At 66.8% G+C, this 22984-nt stretch carries 23 protein-coding genes; 7 read left to right on the forward strand and 16 right to left on the reverse strand.

The window, feature by feature from the left end:
• Positions 1-68 precede the first annotated feature (68 nt).
• From ACSFCA_RS25660 to ACSFCA_RS25680, 5 genes are read left to right on the forward strand one after another with little or no spacing between them, the layout of a single operon-like run.
• Complete coding sequence (locus tag ACSFCA_RS25660; protein WP_435461483.1) at positions 69-3545, forward strand: response regulator; 3477 nt, start codon at positions 69-71, stop codon at positions 3543-3545.
• On the forward strand, positions 3542-4417 hold the full coding sequence (locus ACSFCA_RS25665) for a CheR family methyltransferase (RefSeq protein WP_258355024.1): 876 nt from the start codon (positions 3542-3544) through the stop codon (positions 4415-4417). Before ACSFCA_RS25660 ends, ACSFCA_RS25665 begins: the two co-directional genes overlap by 4 nt.
• Entirely contained in the window at positions 4414-5031 is a 618-nt protein-coding gene (locus ACSFCA_RS25670) for a chemotaxis protein CheB (protein ID WP_435461484.1), read from the forward strand. Before ACSFCA_RS25665 ends, ACSFCA_RS25670 begins: the two co-directional genes overlap by 4 nt.
• Positions 5021-6250, forward strand: coding sequence for a hybrid sensor histidine kinase/response regulator (locus tag ACSFCA_RS25675; RefSeq protein ID WP_435461485.1), 1230 nt, complete (start codon positions 5021-5023; stop codon positions 6248-6250). The genes ACSFCA_RS25670 and ACSFCA_RS25675 overlap by 11 nt, the downstream gene beginning before the upstream one ends.
• Positions 6247-6603: a response regulator gene (locus ACSFCA_RS25680; RefSeq protein WP_258355027.1), complete on the forward strand. Its 357-nt coding sequence runs from the start codon at positions 6247-6249 to the stop codon at positions 6601-6603. Before ACSFCA_RS25675 ends, ACSFCA_RS25680 begins: the two co-directional genes overlap by 4 nt.
• A gap of 10 nt (positions 6604-6613) precedes the next feature.
• Here ACSFCA_RS25680 and ACSFCA_RS25685 read toward each other — a convergent pair whose 3' ends face one another.
• Genes ACSFCA_RS25685 through ACSFCA_RS25695 form a run of 3 tightly spaced genes read right to left on the reverse strand, consistent with a single transcriptional unit; the run spans position 6614 to position 9467 of the window.
• Positions 6614-7444, reverse strand: a complete 831-nt coding sequence (locus ACSFCA_RS25685; RefSeq protein WP_435461486.1) for an SDR family oxidoreductase — start codon at positions 7442-7444, stop codon at positions 6614-6616.
• 36 nt (positions 7445-7480) lie between these two features.
• On the reverse strand, positions 7481-8464 hold the full coding sequence (locus ACSFCA_RS25690) for an aldo/keto reductase (protein WP_435461487.1): 984 nt from the start codon (positions 8462-8464) through the stop codon (positions 7481-7483).
• 10 nt (positions 8465-8474) lie between these two features.
• Complete coding sequence (locus ACSFCA_RS25695; protein WP_435461488.1) at positions 8475-9467, reverse strand: aldo/keto reductase; 993 nt, start codon at positions 9465-9467, stop codon at positions 8475-8477.
• A 102-nt stretch (positions 9468-9569) separates the two neighbouring features.
• On the opposite strand from ACSFCA_RS25695, the gene ACSFCA_RS25700 reads away from it, so the two are divergent.
• Positions 9570-10481, forward strand: a complete 912-nt coding sequence (locus ACSFCA_RS25700; protein ID WP_435461489.1) for a LysR family transcriptional regulator — start codon at positions 9570-9572, stop codon at positions 10479-10481.
• Here the strand turns inward: ACSFCA_RS25700 and ACSFCA_RS25705 are convergent.
• The 5 genes from ACSFCA_RS25705 to ACSFCA_RS25725 form a co-directional block, all read right to left on the reverse strand.
• Entirely contained in the window at positions 10454-10816 is a 363-nt protein-coding gene (locus tag ACSFCA_RS25705) for a hypothetical protein (RefSeq protein ID WP_435461490.1), read from the reverse strand. The two genes, ACSFCA_RS25700 and ACSFCA_RS25705, sit on opposite strands and share 28 nt — an antisense overlap.
• A 5-nt stretch (positions 10817-10821) precedes the next feature.
• A complete protein-coding gene (locus tag ACSFCA_RS25710; protein WP_435461491.1) occupies positions 10822-12288 on the reverse strand; it encodes a DUF1501 domain-containing protein in 1467 nt (488 codons plus the stop codon).
• Positions 12289-12317: 29 nt separating this feature from the next.
• The gene (locus ACSFCA_RS25715) at positions 12318-14147 is read right to left on the reverse strand and encodes a DUF1800 domain-containing protein (RefSeq protein ID WP_435461492.1); all 1830 of its coding nucleotides are present in this window, start codon (positions 14145-14147) and stop codon (positions 12318-12320) included.
• A 210-nt stretch (positions 14148-14357) separates the two neighbouring features.
• Complete coding sequence (locus ACSFCA_RS25720) at positions 14358-14708, reverse strand: hypothetical protein (RefSeq protein WP_258355035.1); 351 nt, start codon at positions 14706-14708, stop codon at positions 14358-14360.
• Positions 14709-14839: 131 nt separating this feature from the next.
• Positions 14840-15787, reverse strand: coding sequence for an adenylate/guanylate cyclase domain-containing protein (locus ACSFCA_RS25725; RefSeq protein WP_258355036.1), 948 nt, complete (start codon positions 15785-15787; stop codon positions 14840-14842).
• 311 nt (positions 15788-16098) lie between these two features.
• Between ACSFCA_RS25725 and ACSFCA_RS25730 the strand changes: the two genes are divergently transcribed.
• A complete protein-coding gene (locus ACSFCA_RS25730; protein ID WP_258355037.1) occupies positions 16099-16437 on the forward strand; it encodes a hypothetical protein in 339 nt (112 codons plus the stop codon).
• A 60-nt stretch (positions 16438-16497) separates the two neighbouring features.
• Here ACSFCA_RS25730 and ACSFCA_RS25735 read toward each other — a convergent pair whose 3' ends face one another.
• The 8 genes from ACSFCA_RS25735 to ACSFCA_RS25770 form a co-directional block, all read right to left on the reverse strand.
• Positions 16498-17469, reverse strand: a complete 972-nt coding sequence (locus tag ACSFCA_RS25735) for an LD-carboxypeptidase (protein ID WP_435461493.1) — start codon at positions 17467-17469, stop codon at positions 16498-16500.
• Positions 17466-18581: a tRNA adenosine(34) deaminase TadA gene (tadA, locus tag ACSFCA_RS25740; RefSeq protein WP_435461494.1), complete on the reverse strand. Its 1116-nt coding sequence runs from the start codon at positions 18579-18581 to the stop codon at positions 17466-17468. Before tadA ends, ACSFCA_RS25735 begins: the two co-directional genes overlap by 4 nt.
• The gene (locus tag ACSFCA_RS25745; protein ID WP_258355040.1) at positions 18571-18807 is read right to left on the reverse strand and encodes a hypothetical protein; all 237 of its coding nucleotides are present in this window, start codon (positions 18805-18807) and stop codon (positions 18571-18573) included. Before ACSFCA_RS25745 ends, tadA begins: the two co-directional genes overlap by 11 nt.
• Position 18808: 1 nt before the next feature.
• On the reverse strand, positions 18809-19453 hold the full coding sequence (locus ACSFCA_RS25750; RefSeq protein WP_093074539.1) for an FMN-binding negative transcriptional regulator: 645 nt from the start codon (positions 19451-19453) through the stop codon (positions 18809-18811).
• Positions 19454-19496: 43 nt separating this feature from the next.
• Positions 19497-20195 (reverse strand): ankyrin repeat domain-containing protein, encoded by a 699-nt coding sequence (locus ACSFCA_RS25755; protein ID WP_435461495.1) that lies wholly within the window; start codon positions 20193-20195, stop codon positions 19497-19499.
• Positions 20195-20695 carry a GlcG/HbpS family heme-binding protein gene (locus ACSFCA_RS25760; RefSeq protein ID WP_093054817.1) on the reverse strand — a complete coding sequence of 167 codons (501 nt, stop codon included), beginning with the start codon at positions 20693-20695 and terminating at the stop codon, positions 20195-20197. Before ACSFCA_RS25760 ends, ACSFCA_RS25755 begins: the two co-directional genes overlap by 1 nt.
• A 117-nt stretch (positions 20696-20812) precedes the next feature.
• A complete protein-coding gene (locus ACSFCA_RS25765; RefSeq protein ID WP_258355043.1) occupies positions 20813-21451 on the reverse strand; it encodes a response regulator transcription factor in 639 nt (212 codons plus the stop codon).
• Positions 21448-22929 (reverse strand): sensor histidine kinase, encoded by a 1482-nt coding sequence (locus tag ACSFCA_RS25770; protein WP_435461496.1) that lies wholly within the window; start codon positions 22927-22929, stop codon positions 21448-21450. The genes ACSFCA_RS25765 and ACSFCA_RS25770 overlap by 4 nt, the downstream gene beginning before the upstream one ends.
• Positions 22930-22984: the final 55 nt, after the last annotated feature.

A 22984-nucleotide genomic window follows, 5' to 3' on the forward strand; every position in this document is an offset into this window, starting at 1 on the left:
GCCTTCTCCGACAGGGCCTCTTCGATTTATCGACAAAACTTGACAAGTTTTGCCTACAACTGCGACCGATGAACACTCCCACCGCGATCGACCCCGACGACTTCGAGCGCCTGCTCAGCCGGAACATCAAGCTGCCCCTGATCGGCGGCGTATTCGGTGCCGTGGTGTTCGTGGGGTTGATCCTGTTCCTGCTCAACAGCATCGGCTGGGTCGAGCACACCGACCGCGTCACCCGCGCCGCCAGCGAGTTGCAGCGCCGCACCATCGACATGGAAACCGGTGTGCGCGGCTTCCTGATCACCGGTGAGCGGAGCTTTCTGGAGCCTTACCAAGGCGCCCTGACCCGCCTCAAGGGCGATACGGTCGGGCTGCGCAACCTGGTGTCGGACAACCCCCAGCAGGTGGAGCGCATCGACCGCCTCGCCACGCTGCAGACAGCCTGGCTCGAATTTGCCAACGGCATGATTGCCGCGCGCGACGCCAGCAGCGGCAATCAGACCGCCATGCGCCTCGGCGACGAAAAGCGGTTGATGGACGACATGCGCGCCGAATTCACCGCCTTCATGGAGACCGAGCAGGCCCTGCGCTTCCAGCGCAACAACGCCGCCAACAGCACTGCCTGGTGGGTTGTCGGGTTGTTCCTGCTGTTCACCCTGAGCTTCACCGGGTTGATGGCCTACTTCGGCCGGCGCCAGTTGGTGCTGCTGTCCGACAGCTACGACGTGGTGTTGAAGGAACAAGCTGCGCACGCCGAGCGGCTCGCTCACGAGGCCTGGCTGCGCAACGCACAGACCGGGCTGGTGGGCGAGCTGGTCGGCGAACTTAGCGCGCCGGACATGGGCCGCAAGGTGCTCGCGTTCTTCTCGCGCTACCTGGGCGCCTCGGTCGGCGCCATGTACGTGCGCGAGCGCCACGGCCCGCTGCGCCGGGCGGCGAGCTACGGCTTCTCGAGCGCGGCCGAAGCCACGCCGCAGGTCTTCTCCCCCACCGAAAGCCTGGTGGGCCAAGCGGCCGCCGAGCGCCGGCGCATGCTGATCGACCCGGTCGATGCCGACTACCTGAAGGTCAACTCGGGCCTTGGCGAGATGGCGCCCAAGTCGGTGCTGCTGGTGCCCGTCGCGAGCAGCGGCATGGTCAACGGCGTGGTCGAGCTCGGCCTGCCAGGCGCGCTGGACGACCGCGGCAACCAGCTGATCGACCTGGTGTCCGACGACATCGGCACCTCGCTGGCGGCGGCGCGCTACCGCGAGCAACTGCAGGAGGTGCTCGGCGAAACCCAGCAGCTCAACGAGGAACTGCAGGTGCAGCAGGAAGAGCTGCGCACCGCCAATGAAGAACTCGAGGAACAGTCGCGCGCCCTGCGCGCCTCGCAGGCCATGCTGGAGAACCAGCAGGCCGAACTGGAGCAGACCAACAGCCAGCTTTCCGAGCGCACCGAGGCGCTGGACCAGCGCAACACCGCGCTGCGCCGCGTGCAGCGCGACCTCGAAGACCGCGCCGACGAGCTGCAGCGCGCGAGCCGCTACAAGTCGGAATTCCTCGCCAACATGTCGCACGAGCTGCGCACGCCGCTCAACAGCGCGCTCATCCTCGCCAAGCTCCTGGGCGACAACCCGCAGGGCAATCTCTCCCCGGAGCAGGTGAAGTTCGCGGAGTCGATCTATTCGTCGGGCAACGACCTGCTGGTGCTGATCAACGACATCCTCGACATCGCGAAGGTCGAGGCCGGCAAGCTCGAAGTGGTACCCGAAGACGTCACGCTCGCCAAGCTGGCCCGCAGCCTGGAGAGCACCTTCAGCCCGCTGGCCATGCAGAAGAACCTGAGCTTCAGGCTCGAAGTACGGCCCGATGCGCCGGCCTCGCTGGTCACCGACCGGCAGCGGGTCGAGCAGATCCTGAAGAACCTGCTGTCGAACGCGATCAAGTTCACCGAGCGCGGCGAAGTGGCGCTGACAGTCTCGCCGGCCGCTGATGGCGGCGCCACCTTCGCGGTGTCTGACTCGGGCATCGGCATCGATCCGCAGCAGCACGAGCTGATCTTCGAAGCTTTCCGCCAGGCCGACGGCACCACCAGCCGGCGCTATGGCGGCACCGGGCTGGGCCTGTCGATCTCGCGCGACCTCACGCAGCTGTTGGGCGGCACGCTCACGGTGCAGAGCGAGCCGGGCCAGGGCAGCACCTTCGTCCTGCAACTGCCGGCGAAGGCACCGCAGGCTTCACCGGCAGCGCTTCAGCCGTCGGCGGTCTACACGCCACGGCCCGCACATGCGCCATCCGTTGCGTCGCTGGCGCCGAAGCCCCCTGCCCCGGTGCCCGCGCCGCAGTTCGCCGACGACCGCTCCATCCCGCGCGACCAGGTGCGCCGCGTGCTCGTGATCGAAGACGAGCCGCAGTTCGCGCACATCCTCTACGACCTGGCGCACGAGCTGGGCTATCGCTGCCTGGTGGCGCATGGCGCGGCCGATGGCTTCGAGCTGGCCACGCAGTTCCTGCCCGACGCGATCCTGCTCGACATGCGCCTGCCCGACAGCACCGGCCTCGACGTGCTGCAGCGGCTGAAGGATTCGCCGCACACGCGCCACATTCCGATCCACGTGGTGTCCGCCGCCGAAGGCGTACAGGGCGCTGCGCTGCAGATGGGCGCCATCGGCTATGCGCTGAAGCCGGCCACGCGCGACGAGCTGATGAAGGTGTTCGGCCGGCTGGAAGAAAAGCTCACGCAGAAGGTCAAGGTCGTGCTGCTGGTGGAAGACGACGAGCTGCAGCGCGAGAGCGTCATCAGGCTGATCGGCGACGACGACATCGAGATCGTTGCCGTCGGCTCCGGCGAAGAGGCGCTGGAGCTGCTGCGCACCCGCGTGTTCGACTGCATGATCACCGACCTGAAGCTGCCCGACATGCAGGGCAGCGAGCTGCTCAAGGCCATGGCGGCGGAAGAAATCGTGTCGTTCCCGCCGGTCATCGTCTACACCGGGCGCAACCTTACGCGCGACGAAGAAGCCGAGCTGCAGCGCTACTCGCGCTCGATCATCATCAAGGGCGCGCGCTCGCCCGAGCGCCTGCTCGACGAAGTGACGCTGTTCCTGCACAAGGTGGAGGCCGAGCTTTCCAGCGAGCGCCGGGGCATGCTGAAGACGGCGCGCGGACGCGACCGCATCTTCGAGGGCCGCACCATCCTGCTGGTGGACGACGACGTGCGCAACATCTTCGCGCTGACCAGCGCGCTGGAGCAGCGCGGCGCCATCGTCGAGATCGGCCGCAACGGCCGCGAGGCGCTGGAGCGGCTCGACCAGGTGAGCGAGATCGACCTCGTGCTGATGGACGTGATGATGCCGGAGATGGACGGCCTGGAAGCCACGCGCCGCCTGCGCGGCGACCCGCGCTTCGAGAAGATGCCGGTGATCGCCATCACCGCCAAGGCCACCAAGGACGACCGCGAGCAATGCCTGGCCGCCGGCGCCAACGACTACCTCGCCAAGCCGGTGGATCTGGAGCGCCTGTTCTCGCTGCTGCGCGTGTGGATGCCGAAGATGGAGCGCCTGTGACAACACGCCCCGGCAACTCGAAGACCGCCACTCACACGCCGCCGCTGCATCCGCTGAGCGACACGGAGATCGAGCTGCGCCTGCTGATGGAGGCGATCTATCTCAAGTACAGCTACGACTTCCGCAACTACACCGTGGCCTCGCAGAAGCGCCGCGTGCTGCACGCGCTCGACCAGCTCGGGCTGCCGAGCATCTCGGCGCTGCAGGAGCGGGTGCTGCGCGACCCTTCGCTGTTCGGCCGGCTGCTGCAGTTCCTGACGATCCCGGTGAGCGAGATGTTCCGCGACCCGGCCTACTTTCTGGCCTTGCGCCAGCACGTGGTGCCGATCCTTCACACCTACCCGTCCGTCAAGGTGTGGGTGGCGGGCTGCAGCACGGGCGAGGAAGTGTTCTCGCTGGCCATCCTGCTGCGCGAAGAAGGCCTGCTCGCGCGTACGCAGATCTACGCCACCGACATCAACCCCGCCTCGCTGGAGAAGGCGCGCCAGGGCATCTTTCCGCTGGAGGCGATCCGCGGCTACACCACCAACTACCAGCGCGCGGGCGGACGCGGCGAGTTCTCCGACTACTACACCGCCGCCTACGACGCCGCGCGCTTCGACCCCTCTCTGTGCGCCGGCGTGATCTTTGCCGACCACAGCCTGGCCACCGACAGCGTGTTCGCGGAAACACAACTGGTGTCGTGCCGCAACGTGCTGATCTACTTCAATCGGGAGCTGCAGGACCGGGCGCTGGGCCTGTTCCACGAGTCGCTGTCGCACCGCGGCTTTCTCGGTCTGGGCTCGAAGGAGAGCATCGACTTTTCGGGCTACTCGGACCGCTTCGACACGCACGCGCGCGTCGAGCGCATCTACCGCAAGAAAGCCGCATGACGGGCAATATGAAGCACCACCTTCGCTCCCCCGTTCGCAAGCGCGTGGACGCCGTGGTGCTGGGCGCCTCGGCCGGCGGCATCGACGCGCTCTCCACCCTGCTGCACGACCTGCCCGCCAGCTGGCGCATTCCGATGGCGGTGGTGCTGCACCTGCCCGGGGATCACGAGAGCCATCTCGCCGAGATCTTCGCGCAGCGCCTGCCGATCCCGGTGCACGAGGCCAACGACAAGATGCCGCTGGCGGCCGGCAGCCTGTACTTCGCGCCACCCGGCTACCACCTGTCGATCGAGCGCGAGCGCGCCTTCTCGCTGAGCTGCGAGCCGCCGGTGCTGTTCTCGCGGCCGTCCATCGACGTGCTGATGGGCTCCGCCGCCGACGTCTACGGCCCCGCCCTCGCCGGCTTTTTGCTGACCGGCGCGAACGACGACGGCGCCGAAGGCCTGCACCGCATTCATCTGGCCGGCGGGCTCACCGCCGTCCAGGAACCGAAAGAAGCTCTTATTCCAACCATGCCCCAAGCCGCCATCGCGCGCCACATTCCCGACTACGTGCTCCCCCTGCGCGAACTGCGCACGCTGCTGCTCCAGCTGGAGGCCGCCCATGAACATTGACATCGAAAGCAAGCTGCTGATCGTCGATGACCTGCCGGAGAACCTGCTGGCGCTGGAAGCGCTGATCCGCGCGCCGGGGCGCCTCGTGTACCGCGCCGACTCGGCCGATGCGGCGCTGGCGCTGCTGCTGGAGCATGAATTCGCGCTCGCGATCGTCGACGTGCAGATGCCGGGCATGAACGGCTTCGAACTGGCCGAATTGATGCGCGGCACCGAGCGCACGCGGCACATTCCCATCATCTTCGTGAGTGCCGCCGGGCGCGAGCTGAACTACGCCTTCCAGGGCTACGAGAGCGGCGCGGTCGACTTCCTGCACAAGCCGCTCGATCCGCACGCGGTGGTCAGCAAGGTGAACGTGTTCGTCGACCTGTACCAGCACCGCAAGGCGCTGCGCCACGAAATGGAATCGCTCGCGGCCGCGCACAGGAAGCAGGAAGAGCTGGTGCAGCAGCTGCAGCAGACGCAGCACGAGCTGGAACGCGCCGTGCGCATGCGCGACGACTTCATGTCGATGGTGTCGCACGAGCTGCGCACGCCGCTCAACACGCTCTACCTCGAGGCGCAGTTGCGGCAGCTGCACCTGTCGAAGGGCAACCTCGCCAGCTTCGCGCCCGAGCGGCTGCCCACGATGATCGAGCGCGACCAGCGGCAGATCCGCAACATGGTGCGGCTGATCGACGACATGCTCGACGTCACCCGCATGCGGCGCGATGCGCTGTCGATCAAGACCACGCCGGTGGACCTCGCGACGCTGGCTCAAGCGGTGGTAGAGAGCCTGCGGCACCAGGCCGAGGCCGCGGGCTCGGTCATCACGCTCGCGGCGCCGGCCGAACTGCGCGGCGAATGGGATGAGTTCCGCATCGAACAGGTGTTGACCAACCTGCTGACCAACGCGCTGCGCTACGGCGGCGGCAAGCCGGTCGAAATGGTCGTGCAACAGCTGGGAAACACCGCGCAGGTGGCCGTGCGCGACCAGGGCATAGGCATTGCGCCCGAAGACCAGGGCCGCATCTTCGAGCAGTTCGAGCGCACCGACGACAGCCGCAAGCACGCCGCGGGGCTGGGCCTCGGGCTCTACATCACGCGCAAGATCGTGACCTTGCACGGCGGGCAGATCGGCGTGGAAAGCGCGCCGGGCGAAGGCTCGCGCTTCGTGGTCGACCTGCCGCTGCAACCACCGGCGCCCCCGGCCGACACCCAAAAGGAGACACCCCAGTGAACGTGCTGATCGTCGACGACAACAAGGCCGCGGCCGATCTGCTGCAGGAGCTGCTGAGCCTGCACGACCACACCGCGCGCTGCACCTACACCGCGCAGCAGGCGCTGGACGCGGCAGCGGCCGAAAGCTTCGATGCCGCGCTGATCGACCTCACCCTGCCCGACTTTCCGGGCACGGAAGTGGCGCGGCGGCTGCGCGCGAGCACGACGGAAGGCACGCCGAAGCTGCTGGTCGCGATCTCGGGTTTCTCTGCGCAGGATGCGGGCGGCAAGGCGGCCGAGGGGCTGTTCGACCACCATCTGCAGAAGCCGATCGACATCGACGAGCTGGGGCGAATCCTGGCACAGACCTGAGCCTGGCGAGTCACTTCGCCGGAGCGAGCTCTCCGTACCAGTAGGCCGCGGTGACGCCGCCGTCCATGAGGAAGTCGCTGCCGGTGATGAAGCCGCCGTCTGGCCCCATCAGCAGCGCGCCGACGTTGCCGACCTCGTCCGGTGTGCCACCGCGCTTGGCGGACGACGCTTCGATCATGCGCCGGTAGCCTTCGCCGCGAGGGCCTGTCAGTTCGTCTCTTGCGAGCGGCGTGAAGATGATGCCGGGGCTGATGGTGTTCACCCGGGCGCCACGCTTGCCCCATCGCACGGCCTCCGCCATGACCCGCAGGGAATTTCCGCGCTTGGAAAGTTGGTACGCGTGCAGGGAGTCTTTCACCTGCTCGGGCTGAAGCATCGGCAGTGCCAGCAAGTCTTCAGTCGGCGTCGTCGCGAGAGCCGCATTCTGTTCAGGGCTCAACGCTGGCAAGCGGTGTCCGGACTGCGACGCGATGACGACGCCAGCGCCGCCTTCCGCGATGACGTTGCCGAACTCTTCCAGGACGAGCGCGGTGCCGTACAGGTCGACTTTGAGGATCGTGGCCGGTGATGCCTGCGAAGGAGAAACGCCCGCGGCGTGGATCAGGCCGGTGACACTGCCAAGCGCGGTGGCCGTCCCCACGAGCGCATGGACCGAGGCGCGCGAAGACACGTCCACGACTGCCGTGCTCACCTCGAAGCCGGCATTCGCGAGCACCTTGGCCGCTGCGTCGGCCCCCTCCTGCCGCAGGTCGGCGAGCAGAACGTGCTTGCCCGCGCTGACACGGCGGGCGATGGCCTGGCCGATGGACCCTGCTCCGATGACAACAACTACTTGGGTCATGATCAATTCCTTTTGCTCGGCGTTAGTCGTCGTCGCTCAGCGGCCGACGAGCTTTTGTCGATCCGCCGAATAGCGGTCGCCCTGGACCTGAACACCCGAGACGGCCGCCTCGATTTCCTTCAGGTCTTCTGGCGACAACACGACAGAGGCGGCACCGGCGTTTTCCTCGAGGCGGTGCAGCTTCGTCGTGCCGGGGATCGGCACGATCCACGGCCTTTGGGCGAGCAGCCAGGCGAGTGCAAGCTGGGCAGGCGTGACCTGCTTGCGCGCGGCGATCTCCGCCAGAACATCGACCAGTGCGCGATTCGCCTGGCGCGCCTGCGGTGCAAAACGAGGCACTGTGCTGCGGAAATCTGCCGCGCCGAACGATGTCTGTGCGTCGATCGCTCCCGTCAGAAAACCCTTTCCGAGCGGACTGAATGGCACAAAGCCGATGCCCAGTTCCTCCAGCAGCGGAAGAATTTCTTTCTCCGGCTCGCGCCACCACAGGGAATATTCGCTCTGCAGGGCAGCGACCGGCTGAACCGCGTGCGCGCGGCGAATGCTGTCGACGCCGGCCTCGGAAAGACCGAAGTGCTTCACCTTGCCTTCGCGGATCAGGTCCTTCACGGCGCCCGCCACGTCTTCCATCGGAACCTGCGGATCGACACGGTGCTGATAGAACAGATCGATGCGGTCGGTGCGCAAGCGCTTCAGCGCCTCGTCGGCCACCTGCCGGATGCGTTCCGGCCGGCTGTCGAGGCCCTTGCCGGCGTCACCCTCGCGAAACCCGAACTTGGTCGCGATCACGACCTGATCGCGCACAGGTTCCAGCGCTTCCCCCACCACGCTTTCGTTGACGAAGGGCCCATAGACTTCCGCCGTGTCGAAAAACGTGATCCCGCGTTCGAAGCCCGCGCGGATGAGCTTGACCGCTTCGGCCGTGCCGGTCGCTGGCCCGTAGCCGTAGCTCAGGCCCATGCAACCGAGGCCGAGGGCCGAGACCTTCAGGCCGCTCTTGCCAAGTTGACGATGTTGCATGTCTATCTCCTTATCGATCAGCCATGGAGGTCAGGCCTTCCGACAGAGGAGCGCCTTGCACGTCGATGGCTGCAAACGCCGCATCGATCTCGCGCAGGTCGTCGGGTGTCAGTTCAAGGTCGCACGCCGGCAGGTTGTCGTCCAGGTGTTCGAGCTTCGTGGCGCCGGGAATCGGCACGATCCACGGCTTCTGCGCAAGCAGCCAGGCGAGCGCGATCTGCGCGGGTGTGCTGCCCTTTCGTGCAGCGAGACCCCGCAGAAAGTCGACGACCGCGAAGTTGGCCTTCAGCGCTTCGGGCGTGAAGCGGGGGAAGCTGCTGCGCAGGTCGCTCGGGTCGTCGAACTTCGTGTCCGGCGTGATCTGGCCGGTAAGAAAACCCTGGCCGAGCGGGCCCCACGAGACGAATCCGATCCCGAGTTCTTCACAGAGCGCCAGCAGATCGATTTCCGGCTCGCGCATCCACAGCGAGTAGTGGTTTTGAATCGCCGCCAGGGGCTGCACGGCGTGCGCGCGGCGGACCGTTTGCGCGCTCGCTTCCGAAAGACCGAAATACTTGACCTTGCCCTCGGCGATCAGCCTCTTGACCGCGCCTGCGACATCCTCGATCGGCACCGCCGGATCGACCCGATGCTGATAAAGCAGATCGATGCGGTCGGTGCGCAGGCGCTTCAGCGAGGCCTCGACTACATCGCGGATGTGCTCCGGGCGACTGTCGAGCCCGACCATCGCGCCGTTCTCGTCGAGCTTGAATCCGAACTTCGTCGCGACGACAAGCTGGTCGCGTATCGGCTCGATGGCTTCGCCGACAAGGAGTTCGTTCGTGAAGGGGCCGTATCCCTCTGCGGTGTCGAAGAAGGTCACGCCCCGCTCGAAGGCCTCTCGGATCATTGCAATGCCTTCGCGCTTGTCCGCAGCGGGGCCCAACCCGAAGCTCAGGCCCATGCAGCCGAGACCGAGGGCCGAAACGGTAAGGCCGCCACGGCCCAGTTGACGTGTTTTCATGGTGTGTGTCCTTGTCCCTAACCGATCACAAGAACTTTAGGCAGCCTGCTTGCCAATGACTAGACTGCTGGATCGACATGTACCTAGAAGGCAGGCTAATCAATGGCACGCTTCGATGACCTGGCCAGTTTTGCGGCCGTGGTGCGCGCAGGCAGCTTCACGCGAGCGGCGGCCCAGCTTGGGGTGACGCAGTCCGCGCTCAGCCAGACCGTCCGAGCGCTGGAGCGCCGGCTCGACCTGAAGCTGCTCAACCGGACCACGCGCAGCGTCGCTCCCACGGAGGCGGGTGAACGCCTGTACCAAGCCGTCGGCCCGCGCTTCGAGGACATCGAAGCAGAACTCGCCGTTCTGGGCGAGATGCGCGGCAAGCCCGCCGGCATGGTCCGCATCACGGCAACCGAACACTCGATGCGAACCTTGATCTGGCCCAGGCTTCAACCATGGCTGCCCCTGTACCCCGACATCAAGGTGGAGATCAGCGGCGACAACCGTTTCACCGACATCGTTGCCGAGCGCTTCGACATCGGCGTGCGCCTGGGTGGCGACGTGGCCAAGGACATGATCGCCGTACGCATCGCGCCCGACATGCGCATGACCGTGGTGGGCAGCCCCGACTACTTCTCGCGCCACCCCCGGCCGTCTACCCCGCAGGATCTGACCCTGCACGATTGCATCGGATTGCGCCTGGCATCCCACGGTGGCCTTCTGAAATGGGAATTCACGCATCGCCGGAAACACGTCAACGCCCACGTCTCGGGCCGGCTCGTCTTCAACTCGAGCGAGCTGATCGTCGCTGCGGCGCTGTCCGGGCACGGGCTGGCATGGCTGCCCTGCGACCTCGTCGAGAAACACATCGAGGCAGGCCGGCTGGTGCCGGTACTCGACGATTGGGCGGCAACCTTTGACGGGTATCACGCCTACTATGCCGGCCGACGCGCCTCGCCAGCCTTGATGCTCGTCGTGGAGGCGTTGCGGCCTCCGGAAACTCAGCGCCTCTTGCTGCGCCCCTTGTAGCTGCGCATGGCCTCGTAGCGGTACACGCGGAATCCGTCCTTCTGCAAGAAGCTGACCGGCTCCCAGCCGCGTGCCAGCGCGCAGTCGGTGATCTGCGCCATCTGCACGCCGAGGTAGTCCTGCAGGCTGTCGGCCACCGCGAGCTCGAACTTCTTGAGCTCGCGGTCCAGCGATTCCAGCGCCGTGATGGCGGCCTCGACGTTGGTGAAGGGGCGCACGTGCGTCACCGCCTTGCTGCGCGCCAGTGCGGGCGCCTCGGGAGGGTCCGCGCTGAAGTTCACGCTGGCCCCGCCTTCCATGCCGTTGAGGCCGCCGATGGCGGTCATGCTGCTCATTGCGTTCATGTCATGAACCCCATATCGCGCGGATAGCTGATGCCACTGGGCGCGGTCACGTTGTTGAAATTCTTCAGGTTGGGCAGGATGCCGTTGAGGTCCGCGTCGGGTACGCCGAACCACTTGGCCAGCGTGGCCGCGTATTGGTCGACCGAGGTGGTCGGCAGCAGCCGGCCCTGGCCGACGTGCCACTGGTCGTCGTCGGCCGCGGTGTTGCCGATGCTCACCGGCGGCGGCGTGCCGTAGAACGCTTTGCCCTTCACGGCATTGACACCGCCGACCACGAAGTGATGACTGCCCCAGCCGTGGTCGGAGCCATTGCCGTTGCTCGAAAGCGTGCGGCCGAAGTCGGAGGCGGTGAAGGCCGTCACCTTGTCGTCGATGTCCAGAGCTTTCATCTGTCGCTGGAAGGCAAACATGGCCTCGGACAGCCGCAGCATCAGGCCGCCCTGCTTCGTGTCGAGGTCGTCGTGCAGGTCGTAGCCGCCCATCGAGACGAAGAACACCTGGCGCTTCACGCCCAGCGAGACGCGTCCGCGGATCAGGCGGGCCACCATCTTGAGCTGGTCGGCCAGGTTGTTGCCGGTGGGAAAGTTGCCGTTCAGGTCGTCAGGCTGGATGGCAGTGGTGATCTTGCCTTCCGCCTCGACCGCGCGCAGCGTGACCTTGTTGTATTCGTTCTCCAGCGTGTGGCTGCGTGCCTGCTGCGCCAGCTGCTGCATGGCGGCCTTGACCGCCGACGAGCCGTAGACGTTGCCCGTGGCGCTGCTCACGCTGTTGATGCGCACCGCGCCGCGCGTGCCGACCTGGTACTGCAGCGCCTCGTCGCCCGACAGGAACACCGCGTTGCCCGCCACCGAGACGCAGGTGAAGAGCGACGCGTTGCGCTGCCCGGCCAGCATCAGGTCGCCGAGGTTGCCGCCCCAGCCGATGGTGGAGCCCTCGGGCGAGGACGACTGCCAGATCGACTGCTGGTCGTTGTGCGAGAACAGCTTGGGCGGAATCGGGAAGTCCTTGCGATTCGAGCTGTTGAACTGCGCGCGCGTGAGCGGCTTGACCAGCGGGCCGACGTTGAGCTGCACCGCCATCCTGCCTTCGTCGAACAGCGTCGCGAGCTTCGTCATTGCCGGGTTCAGCGCGTACTTGCGTCCGTTGGCTAGCGAAACGGCGGGCTTGAGCTCGGTCGCCGCGAGCGCGGCGTCGGACGGCAGCGCAATGGCGCCGCGGATGGCGCTGTACTTCGCGTAGCTGTCGGCGTCGTAGTTGACGAGGGTGTTGGCGTAGTCGTTGCCGCCGAACAGGAAGACGCAGACCAGCGCCTTGTAGTCGTCCCCGGGCGCGGCCTGCGCGGCGGCTTCGCCCATGGCGGCGAGGTTGAGCGCGAACGGCAGCGCGGTGCCGGCCATCGCGAGCTGGCCCGTGCGGCGCAGGAAGGCGCGGCGTGTGTGCGCGGCGGGATTGATCAGGTGCATGTTCGGTTCGCTCCGGCTTCTTTTCTTCTTTATTTCTGGACGAGGTATTCGGGCGAGCCCATCACCAGCAGCACGCCGGAGCAGATGAGGTCGAGCTTGCGGGCGTCGGTAGTGGGGTTCAGCAGCGGCGCCTTGCTCAGCGCATCGGTGATCAACGCCACCGTGGCGGCCGACAGCTGGTTGCCCGTGAGCAGCAGGTTGAGCCGCCGCACCAGCGCGGCGGGATCGGTCACCAGCGTCTTCTCGGCCGCGTAGTTCGCCACCACGTCCTTGCTGTTGAAGCCGTTCTGCAGAATGCCCTGCATGAAGTTGAGATAGCCGCCCACGCTGGTCTCGTTGACCAGCTGGAACTCGGGCGCCACCAGCTTGCTGCTGGCGATGGCGGTCGAGGGCGGCACGTAGCCGGGCCGGAAGAAGTTGAACACCGAGGGCGAGCGCAATGGGCACTGGCCGAGGCTCTGACTCGTGTCGGAGGTATTGCCGATTGCCCAGGTGTCCTGCGCCGAGCCGATGCCGAAAGTGCGGCCCCATTGCACGAGCCGCAGCATCGGCTCGCGCAGGTGGCCGAAGTTCGGGTCTGAAAGACCGGCGGGGCCGCGTGCCTCGTCGTCGAGCAGCACGGCCGCGAACACGCTCTTCATGTCGCCGCGCACGCCCGCGCCGTTGTTGGCGAAGATGTCGGCCACGCGCTTGACGTAGGCCGCGCTGGGGTTGCTGGTAACCAGCCGCTGGATCAGTTGCCGGCCGATGAAGGGGCCGACGTTCGGGTGGTTGAAGAGCGTGTCGAGCGCGATCTTCAATGCCGCCGGGCCGGGCGTGCCGGCGGGCACGGTGGCGCCGAGAAAGCGTGCTTCGAGCATCGAGTGATTGCCCGCCGTGTACGCCATGGGGCGCGTGGTCCAGGCGTTGGTCTCGATGCGGCTGCTTGCGGCGGGCGGAAGAAAGGCATTGCGTTCCGCGGAGCGGATGTCGAGGTCGTAGCCGGTGAAGACGCGCGCGAGGTTCGACACGTCACTCTGCACGTAGGTTTCGAGTGGCTGGCCATCGGCGCCGGTCTTCACCGTGCCATCGGCTTCGAGCTGGTACAGGCCGATGGTCATGAGCTGCATGACTTCGCGCGCGTAGTTCTCGTCGGGCTGGCGGCCCGAGGCGTCTTCCTTGCGGTTGCCGCGGGTGTTGAGGTAGAAGCCCATCGCGGGGTTCAGCGAGACGTCTTCCAGCAGCTGGCGGAAGTTGCCAGTGACGCCGCTGGCCAGCGTGTCCCAGTACTGGGCCATCATCGAGGTGGGCCAGCTCGACCCGATCTCGGTGCCGGAGACCACGAAGATTTCACTGAGCGCCAGAGCCATGCGCTTGCGCACCGGGTCGGCTGCGACCATGAGCTGGCGCCAGATCATCGCGTCGGTGTCGACGGCCCCGTAGAGCTTGCCGTTGACCCACTCCCAGGCCGTGGGCTCGCGCGCCGCGCTGAACTGCTCGCTGAGCCACGGCATGTAGCCCTTGGCGCGCACTGCGGCGATCTCTGCGTCCGAGGCCGAGAACTGCGCTTGCAACAGGAAGCGCGCGGCCTCCGCGTCGTTCTGCGCCTGGGTGTAGTGATAGGGGCCGGTGTCGGGCTGCTCGCCCGGGTTGGGGCTGCCGCCGATGGGAAAGCCGAAGCCACCGGAAGAACCGCCGCCTCCGCCGCCGCCGCATGCGGCCAGTGCCGCCGCGATGGAGAACGCAGCCGCGGCCTTCACGGGCCGCGTTGTTTCATCGATTGCCGCCGTCGTTCTTGTTACTGCATCCGCAGGCGGCGCAGTAACGCACACCACCTCGTCGACCGGGCTTGCGCAGCCGGCCTCGAACTGTTCCACCATGTTCCTCGCTCCTGCGGCGCATCAACGCCGGTCGAGCAATCAAGGCAAGCGGCATGCCCTGCGAAAAACAGCTAGACGGGTGTCTAAAACTGGCGCGGTCGCCACACAAATGTGTGCCAATGTGACTTTTTAGTCACCCCTTGAAACAAAATTGGCATGCCAGCGCGCATGCCAATGTTTCAGCAAACATTCAGGTGACAGTGCCAGTCGTCAGTCGCGCTCGTCGTCCCAGCCGTTCGGCGGACGATAGGGATAGCCGGGGCCGTAGTAGATGCGGCCGGGCGGCGGGCTGTAGATGGGCGCGGGGCGGTAGTAAACCGGTGGCGGCGGCCGGTAGTAGACCGGCGGAGGTGGCTCGTAATAGATGGGGGCCGGATAAGGATAGACCGGCGGGGGTGCGTAGTACGGCGCCGGGTAACCGCCGGCGACATAGCCGGGCGTGCCGATCTGCACTGACCAGCTTCCGCGCGCGTTGGCGGCACCCGCGGCCAGCAGCGCGCCGGCAAAGACGGTGCCGATGGCGGCCCACTTGAAAACAGAAGATTGATGTTTGAAGTTCACTGAGGCTCCAGGGCCAAGGGCGGACAGCGCCCAGGTTGATACGCAACGCCCGACGTGTACCCGTGGTGCACCCGTCACCGCGAAGGCTGGTTGCCAAACGTCACCGCCGCGCGGTGCGTTGCAGCCAACGCTCAACCCGCGATTTCGCGGCGCGACAACATCACGTCGCCGCTGTTCGTGTTGAAGGCGATGGTCGGCGCGCTGAAGTCGCTGAGCGGCGCGCCCAAACCGATTTCACCGCGGCCGTGCAGCACGCATTCTTCGCGCCGCAGGGCAATCTCGGTGCTCGGCCCGCCGTTGCCGTGGAAGCGCACCCAGGTACCGTAGGTGCTGACATCGATCAGCACGCAACTGCCCTGCCGCAACTCGATGCGCGCATGCAGCCGCGAGACGCGGGGGTCGTTGACCACGAACTGCGCGTCGTCGACGCGACCCAGGTGAATCGGGAGCTCTTCGGTGCGGAACATCGACCGCACGTCGAGCCAGGCCAGCTCGATCTGGCCGAAGGAAGAATCCGGCATGCGCAGCGGGGCGAGCGCGGCGGGCACGGTGAGGAAGCTCGTCACCTCATCCTGCCAGTCGATCCGGTGCACGACCGACATCTCGCTTCGGCCCCGGATGTTGATGAGGCCCAGGTCGCGGTGCTGCACCGCGCCTTCGCGCAATTGGGAAATGACAGCGTCGGTCACCCAGATCTGGCCCGGGCCGGCCAGGTCGCTCAGGCGCGAGGCCAGGTTGACGGCGTCGCCGTAGCAATCGCCCTCGACCTCGACCACCTCGCCGCTGGCCACGCCGATCTGCAACGCCATGCGCAACGGCGCCGGCCATGCGAGCAGGCGCTTCTGGTGATAGCGCTGCAGTTCGACGACCGCGTGCGTGGCGGCGGCACCACTGGTGAAGATGGCGAACACACCGTCTCCGAGCGACTTCACCACCCGGCCACCGTGCGCCTGGCACACGCCGCCGATCCATTGCGTCAGCCGCGTCACGGTCTCGGTGGCTCGAGCATTCCCCATGGCCTCGAAGACCCTGGTGCTCCCCGTCAAGTCCGCGAATACGACTGTGGAATTGACACCCATACTGTTGTGATTCTCGATTTCTATCGCAGGTTGTAAATGCTCAGGGCATACGTTCATTTACGCACGGGAGAAACGGCCTTCGCACCTATCGTGTTGACCACATAGGTATACGCCGCGGGCAACGGAGCAGATGCAAGAGGGTCATTCATCAATTTGTAGTACTTTGGATTACAAAATACAACGTCTGTTAAATACGCTAAGTAAAGCGTGTTGTTTCCAAACAAGAAACACCGTTTCAGATCTTGTGAAATGCTTAACTGAGGCTTAAGGTAGCGGCCGTTCTGGCTTCCGGCAATACGCTTTTCGACCCCATGCTCTTCCGCCGCATTCTTCGTCTGCTGAACGTACCCGGCTTCGGATCCCGCCAGGCGACGGAAAGCCAGCTGGGGCGCATTCGCACGGCGATGCTGTCGGTGCTCCAGGGCCATGGCGGCCACTCGGTGCAGCGCGTGAGCCAGCGTGTGCGCTTTGCGGTCGACGTCGAAGCCCTCTGGTATCTGCGGCAGGACGTGATGATGGCGCTGAGCGCCATCGACGGCGAAACCGCCGCACGCCGCCAGATGAAAACCATCAACAGCATGTTCAAGGGCGGATTGCCCGGCTCGATGGGGCCTCGCGCGCATCAGCGCTTTACCAACAACAACAGTTGAAGCTGCGACGGCCCTTCGGGGCCGTTTTCTTTTTCCCGCTTTCTTCTCCCCATGGCCGGCTCAATGGCCGTGATGATGATGGTCATGGCCGTGATGATCGTCATGCGCCGTCGCGTGACGATGACCCCAGACGAGAAAGACATCGCGCCCTTCCGCTGCCATCGACACCTTCGCGCCCACGGGCAGTAGTACCTTCGTGGGCACATGGCCGAACGGCAGGCCTGCCAGCACAGGCACCTTGAGCGATGCGCGCAGCCGGTCGATCACCGTGTTCAGGCCAAAGCCCCGGTCGTAGCCCGGCGCCTTGCGAATGCCCGTGAACTGCCCGAACACGATGGCGCGTTGGCGCGCCAGCACGCCGGCCATCTTCAACTGGTCGAGCATGCGTTCGATGCGGTACGGGTGCTCGTTGATGTCCTCGATGAAGAGCACGCCCTTGTCCACCACGGGAAAGTACGGCGTGCCGATCAGGCTGGCCAGCACGCAAAGGTTGCCGCCCCACAGCACCGCGTCTTGCACCGGCTTGAACTTCAGCTCCGCATCGCGCGCAGGCATGCGCCAGCCGGTGCCTTCGCCTTGCCCCGTGACGAGGTCGTCGAAGCAGGCTTCCATGATGTCGTCGGAACCGGCCTCGGCACCGAAATCTTCGCCGACCGCAGGGCCCGACCAGGTCACGGCGCCGGTCTTGACCAGCAGTGCGTTCTGCAGCGCGGTGAAGTCGCTGCAGCCGACGAACTCGGTGCCCTTGTCGATCGCCTTGGCCACGGCCTTGTACGGAATGGCGTCGAGGATGCGCGTGAGGCCATAGCCGCCGCGTGAGATGAGCGCCACGTCGGCGCCACTCGCGGCCGCGCGTGAAATCGCGGCGAGCCGCGTGGCGTCGTCACCCGCAAAACGCTGATGCACCGAGAGAGCCGCATCGTCGACTTCGACTTCATGACCCAGTGCCTTGAGCCGCTTCACGCCGCGCCGGAAAGCGGCCTTGTCGCGCACCGCGCTGGAGGGGGAATAGATGTAGATGTGTTTGGTCACGTGTTCGAGTATCCCATTGCGTTTCGCGCCAGCGGCACGAACGTTCGGGCTTGCACCAGCGTTGGTCCCGACGACGTGGCGATGGGGCCGAGCGCGCGCAGCGCGGCTTCGTAGCCCCGGTCGGGGAAAGGTGCGCGCCACGCGTCTTCGATGTGCTCGTGGCCCTCAGGTACGACGAGCGCCGCCGCGAAGCGTTCAGGTGCCGCGGCCATCAGCAGCGCGGCCAGGTCGGCGGCGGTCGCGCTGTGCGCAAGCACCATCGCCGCCGACGCGGGCTGCACGTGGGCCAACCATTCGAGCAGCACGTCGCGATGCCATTCGAGGCGATGCGGTGTTTCGCGCTTTGGCTTGTCGCTCTTGCCGAAGCCGATCAGGTCGGGCACGAGCGTGCGCAACCCGGGCAGGCCCACGAGATGCCGGAAGAAGTAGCCCCATTCGCCGGGGCCGTGCAGACACAGGCAGCAGGCAACATCGCCCTCGCCGCCTTCGTCGACGTAGTGCATCCGCCAGCCTTGCTGGCTCGGCAGGTCCTGCACGTAGTGCGGTGCGAAGCTGTAACCGACCAGCGCTTCGAAGCGCTCGGGCGGCGTACGCAGCGCGTCGTCGCGCAAGGGCTCGGCCTGTGCGCGCGCGGCGCTTCTGCGTTGCTGGAAGAAGGCCTGCAGCACCGCAGCGCACTCTTGGGCCAGCACACCGCCTTGCACCTGCGTGTGGTGGTTCAGCCGCGGCTCGGCAAAGAGATCGAGCACCGAGCCGGCCGCGCCGGTCTTCGGATCGGTCGCGCCGTACACGACGCGCGCCAGGCGCGAATGCAGCATGGCGCCCGAACACATCGCGCAAGGCTCGAGCGTGACGAACAGCTCGCAGCCGTCGAGCCGGTAATTGCCGAGCGCTGTGGCACCGGCGCGCAGTGCGTTGATCTCGGCATGCGCGCTCGGATCGTGCTGTGCGACCGGCGTGTTGCGGCCCTTCGCGATCAGTTGGCCATCCTTGACCAGCACCGCGCCGACGGGCACCTCGCCCGCCTCGGCGGCAAGCTGTGCCTCGGCAAGTGCGAGCGCCATCCAGTGAGCATCGCTCGCCGCCGGCGTTGGAAGGGCCTCAGTTGTCATCCGGCATCTGCCGCGCCTTCGCCGCCGCGTCGAGCGCTTCCTTGACCTGCTGCTGCACCTGCTGCGCCTGATCACGCACATTCGCAGGCGCTTCGCCGGTGGCCGGTGCGGCAACGCCGGGCACGGCCGGCCGCGTGGAAGAAGCCATGCTCGTCATCTGCTTCTTCGCGACCAGCCCGACGATCACCAGCGCCAGCACAAGGCCGATCAGCCCGAACGTGCGCATCTCAGCGTCCTTCCGCCACGGTTGCCGCGGCGTTCATGCCGAGGCGATCCATCCACACGGCAAGCGCCTGCTCGTCTGGCGTGCCTGCGCTGTAGACCGCGTGCATTGCCGCATGCGACTCGCGGCGGTGCTGGTTGAGCTTGATCTTGCATTGCAGCGCCGTCACGCGCAGCTCGAAGCCGACGATGCCGGCAAGCATCTTGAGCTGGAATTCCTCGCCCAGGTCGCGCCACTGCTGCGCGTAGGCGGGCTCGTGCTCGCCGATGAGTTTCTTGAGCAGCGTGTCCTTGTCGGACGGCTCCTCGATCAGCCGGGCTTCGACGGTGCAGTGCACAGCCAGGTAGTTCCATGTCGGCACGCGGGCCAGGTCGGGGTAGACCGAAGGCGACAGGTACGAGTGCGGACCGAGAAAGGTCACTGCCGCCTTGGACCGCGCCTGCAGATAACGCCAATGCGGATTGGGCTTGGCGCAATGGCCCCACAGCACAAGCTCATCGCCCTCTCGCTGCTCGGCCACCAGTGGCAGGTGCGTGACGTACGGCAGTCCGTCGTCGTCGTTCGAGATCAGGCTCGCGAACGGGTGCGAGCGCATCAGTTCCAGCGCGATGGCCGGGTCCTTGGCATTGAACTGCGGGGGCATGTACATGGGGCGGTTTCCTCGTGGAGAAACGCCATTGTCCCCGAGCCGCCTATCTTGCGCGCGGAGCTTCCAGCAGTTTCACCATGGCGATGTAGCCACGCGCCTTCGCCAGCTGCAGCGGCGTGTTGCCCTGGCGGTCGGTCAGCTTGAGATTGGCGCCAGCCTCGACCAGCGCGGCCAGCGTGCGCTGGTGGCGTGGGCCGCCGTCGCCGAGCACGATGGATTCGATCACTGCCGTCCAGTGCAGGTTGTTGACATGGTCGAGCGGCGCGCCGGCGGCAATCAACTTGCGCACCACCTCGTCATGCCCGAGGTGTGCCGCCGCGATCAGCGCCGTGCCGTCGTAGCGGCTCGTTGTCTGCCCGGGCTTGGCACCGAGCGAAAGCAGCAGCGAGAGCGTCGCGGCATCGTCGGCCACGGAGGCGATGGTGACCGCGTCGTAGCGGTCGTCTTCGAGCAGGTCGAGGTTGGCGCCGGCCTTGGCCAACAGCTTGATCGCCTCGCGCTGCCGCGCATGCGTGGCGACATGCAGTGGCGTGCGGCCGCGCGTGTCGCGCACATCGAGATTGGCGCCCGAGGCGATCAGCGCCTTCAGCTTTGGCAGGTCGCCATGCCACGCAGCCTGGTGCAGCCCCTCGTAGGCCAGCACCTCGGCCGCCAGCGGCGGCACCTGGGCGAACGCGCCTACCGTCACGCCCAACCCGAGCGCAGCCGCCAGCACCCCCGACCAGATACCGCGCGCCACCATCAGAGCAGGCCCTTGACCTTCTCGAGCGCCGCGTTGGCGCACTGCTCGTCGAGGTGGCCGCCGGGCGCGCCGCCCACGCCGACCGCGCCGATCACTTCATTGCCCGACTTGATCGGCACGCCACCGCCCAGCACCAGGAAGCCCGGCAGGTACACCAGGTTGGCGGCGGCCGGGTTCTTCTGTGCGCCTTCCATCATGGCCTGCGTCGGGCTCTTGGCCGAAGCCGAAGTCCAGGCCTTGCGTTCGCTCGACGCCAGCGTGTGCGGGCCGGCATTGTCGGCGCGCTGCACGGCACGCACGGTGCCCGCGCGATCGACCACGGTTGCCGCCACGTTGTAGCCGTTGGCAGCACAGGCCGCCACGGCTTCAGCCGCGATCTGGTTGGCCAGCACGAGCGACATGTTCTTTTCGGTGCGCACCGCAGGTGCGGGCGTCTGGGCCTGGGCGACGGAAGCTGCGAGCAGAACGGCGAGGCCGCCGAGGCGAAGGATGGATTGCATTGTTCGTTTTCTCCAGTGAAACGGGTGGTTGCGCCAGCTGTTGCCGACGGCTGCGCCACTGTAGAAAACATGCGCCGCCGCAACCATTCGTACGGCTACGCCCGGCGCTCCGTAGAACTACGGAGCGCTGTCCACCAGCACGGCATAGCGCCGGATCAGCTGCGCGAGCGAATCGCAGTCGAGCTTGGCGAACAGATTGGCGCGGTGCGTCTCGACCGTGCGCGGCGACAGCGCCAGCGTGCGCGCAATCTCCTTGTTGGTGAGCCCCTGCACGATGAAGGCCAGCACCTCGCGCTCGCGCTCCGACAGTTGCGCCACTCGCTCGCGCGCCGCGTTGTCGGCCTGCGAGCGTTGGCGTGAGCGCACGTGCTGCCGCACCGCCTGCTGCAGCGCCTCGAGCAGTTGCTCGTCGTCCACCGGTTTTTCGAGGAACTCGGCCGCGCCGGCCTTGAAGGCACGACGGCACATCTCGACCGTGCCGTGGCCCGTCAGCATGATCACGGGCTGGTCGACGCCCTGCTCCATCAGCCGGTCGAGCACCGTGAGACCGCTGATGCCGGGCATGCGCACGTCGAGCACGATGGCGCCGACGCTCGCGCGATCGAACCCGTCGATGAAGGCCTGCGGATCGGCCCAGCTCTGCACGCGCAGGCCGACTGTGCCGATCAGCAGCGACAGGCTGTCGCGCACCGCCTGGTCGTCGTCGATCAGGTGGATCAGCGGAGATTGCGGCGGATGGATGCTCGGCGTGTTCATGGAGACGGTGCGACGAGAGGGAGCAGCAAGGTGAAGCGCGCGCCGCGCGGCGAGGCGTTGGCCGCGCTCAGGCTGCCTCCCATGCCGCTGGCCAGCGTTTCGCTGAGGCTCAGGCCGAGGCCCAGCCCGCCTTCGCGTGTGCTGAAAAAAGGTTCGAAGAGGCGCGGAAGGGCTTCGGGGGCGATGCCGCGCCCGTTGTCGGTCACGGTCAGCACGCCCTCCTGCCCGTTGCGGCCGACGGACACGACGAGGCGCCGCTCGGCCGCCGGCACGAGGTCGAGCGCCTGCAGCGCGTTCATCAGCAGGTTGTGCACGATCTGCTCCAGCGCCACCGCCTCGGCCTGTACGCGCACCGGCGCCTGCGCGGTAGCGTCGAACTGCGCGTTGATCGCGTGTTTTGTGAACTCCGGCACCAGCAGGTGCATGGCGCTGCGCACTACTTCCTGCAGCACCAGCGGCTTCGCTTCTTCGCCACTCGCCTCGGGCCGCTCGATGACCCGGCGCAAGCGCCCCACCACACCGGCCGCGCGGCGCGCCTGCTCCACGGCCTGCCCCATCGCATCGCGTGCCGTGACCAGGTCAGGAGGGTCGTCGTCGAGCAGGCGGCGCGCGGCCTGCGCGTTGGCCAGCACAGCCGTGAGCGGCTGGTTGAGTTCGTGCGCCAGACCGGCCGACAACTCACCCAGCGCATTGAGCCGCGCGACCTGCCCGAGCCGCAGCAGTTCTTCGGCCCGGCGCCGTGCAACGCGCTGGCGCTGCGCGGCCCACAGGCCAGCCAGCAGCGCGGCCATGGTTGCGGCCCAGCCGGCGATGCCACGCCACGGCAGTTCGCCCCAGCCCACCTGCCGCTCGGCGACGAGGTCGAACGGCTGGCTCGGCGACGCCAGCGGCTTTGTCAGGTCGAAGCGCCAGCCGTTCGCGGCCGGCACGCCCGGTTGCAGCACCAGTTGCTGACCGTCGCGCTGCAGGCTCAGCCGCACCGGGCTGCGCTGCGGGTTCATTGGCCAGTCACGCCAAGGCACGGAGCCGGCCAGGTCGATGTCGAGTGCATAGCTGAACGGCGTGGCGCCGATCACCAGCACGTAGCGGCCGCGGGCCAGGTCGAGAATCGCCAACTCTGCGCGCTGCTGGCTGCGCGAGCGCGCCTCCGCCGCGGCCAGTGCGCTGGCCTGCGTGCTGTCTGCCCAGGGCTCGTCGCGGTCGCGCCGCTGCACGCGCAGGATCGACGAGTACACCGAAGGCAGGCGCTGCTCCGGATGGTCCGCGCCGGTGCTTGGCTCCAGCAGCGCAAGCGTGGCCAGCACCGCGTCGTACTGCACCATCTGCTGGCTCATGAGCCGGTGCGCGATGCGCACGTCAGTCTCGAAGTCCTGGTGCATCTGCGCCAGCTCGGCGCGCGCAATCCACACCGCGCCCACGGCGGTGAGCGCCAGCCATGCCAGCCACCAACCACCCTGCGTCCGCAACCACTGTTTCATGGCGCGGATTGTGCCCGGCGCGGCAGGCGTGTTCGATGTTGGCCCAGAATGCGAG

It is taken from the genome of Variovorax multivorans, from assembly GCF_051216835.1.
GTDB lineage: Bacteria > Pseudomonadota > Gammaproteobacteria > Burkholderiales > Burkholderiaceae_C > Variovorax.

Coding starts and splice junctions, on each gene's coding strand:
- ACSFCA_RS25660 (WP_435461483.1), top strand. CDS start 69: ATGAACACTCCCACCGCGATCGACCCCGACGACTTCGAGCGCCTGCTC.
- ACSFCA_RS25730 (WP_258355037.1), top strand. CDS start 16,099: ATGCTCTTCCGCCGCATTCTTCGTCTGCTGAACGTACCCGGCTTCGGA.
- tadA (WP_435461494.1), bottom strand. CDS start 18,581: ATGACAACTGAGGCCCTTCCAACGCCGGCGGCGAGCGATGCTCACTGG.
- ACSFCA_RS25745 (WP_258355040.1), bottom strand. CDS start 18,807: ATGCGCACGTTCGGGCTGATCGGCCTTGTGCTGGCGCTGGTGATCGTC.
- ACSFCA_RS25685 (WP_435461486.1), bottom strand. CDS start 7,444: ATGACCCAAGTAGTTGTTGTCATCGGAGCAGGGTCCATCGGCCAGGCC.
- ACSFCA_RS25755 (WP_435461495.1), bottom strand. CDS start 20,195: ATGGTGGCGCGCGGTATCTGGTCGGGGGTGCTGGCGGCTGCGCTCGGG.
- ACSFCA_RS25690 (WP_435461487.1), bottom strand. CDS start 8,464: ATGCAACATCGTCAACTTGGCAAGAGCGGCCTGAAGGTCTCGGCCCTC.
- ACSFCA_RS25715 (WP_435461492.1), bottom strand. CDS start 14,147: ATGGTGGAACAGTTCGAGGCCGGCTGCGCAAGCCCGGTCGACGAGGTG.
- ACSFCA_RS25710 (WP_435461491.1), bottom strand. CDS start 12,288: ATGCACCTGATCAATCCCGCCGCGCACACACGCCGCGCCTTCCTGCGC.
- ACSFCA_RS25750 (WP_093074539.1), bottom strand. CDS start 19,453: ATGTACATGCCCCCGCAGTTCAATGCCAAGGACCCGGCCATCGCGCTG.
- ACSFCA_RS25765 (WP_258355043.1), bottom strand. CDS start 21,451: ATGAACACGCCGAGCATCCATCCGCCGCAATCTCCGCTGATCCACCTG.
- ACSFCA_RS25670 (WP_435461484.1), top strand. CDS start 4,414: ATGACGGGCAATATGAAGCACCACCTTCGCTCCCCCGTTCGCAAGCGC.
- ACSFCA_RS25705 (WP_435461490.1), bottom strand. CDS start 10,816: ATGAGCAGCATGACCGCCATCGGCGGCCTCAACGGCATGGAAGGCGGG.
- ACSFCA_RS25770 (WP_435461496.1), bottom strand. CDS start 22,929: ATGAAACAGTGGTTGCGGACGCAGGGTGGTTGGTGGCTGGCATGGCTG.
- ACSFCA_RS25675 (WP_435461485.1), top strand. CDS start 5,021: ATGAACATTGACATCGAAAGCAAGCTGCTGATCGTCGATGACCTGCCG.
- ACSFCA_RS25760 (WP_093054817.1), bottom strand. CDS start 20,695: ATGCAATCCATCCTTCGCCTCGGCGGCCTCGCCGTTCTGCTCGCAGCT.
- ACSFCA_RS25725 (WP_258355036.1), bottom strand. CDS start 15,787: ATGGGTGTCAATTCCACAGTCGTATTCGCGGACTTGACGGGGAGCACC.
- ACSFCA_RS25695 (WP_435461488.1), bottom strand. CDS start 9,467: ATGAAAACACGTCAACTGGGCCGTGGCGGCCTTACCGTTTCGGCCCTC.
- ACSFCA_RS25700 (WP_435461489.1), top strand. CDS start 9,570: ATGGCACGCTTCGATGACCTGGCCAGTTTTGCGGCCGTGGTGCGCGCA.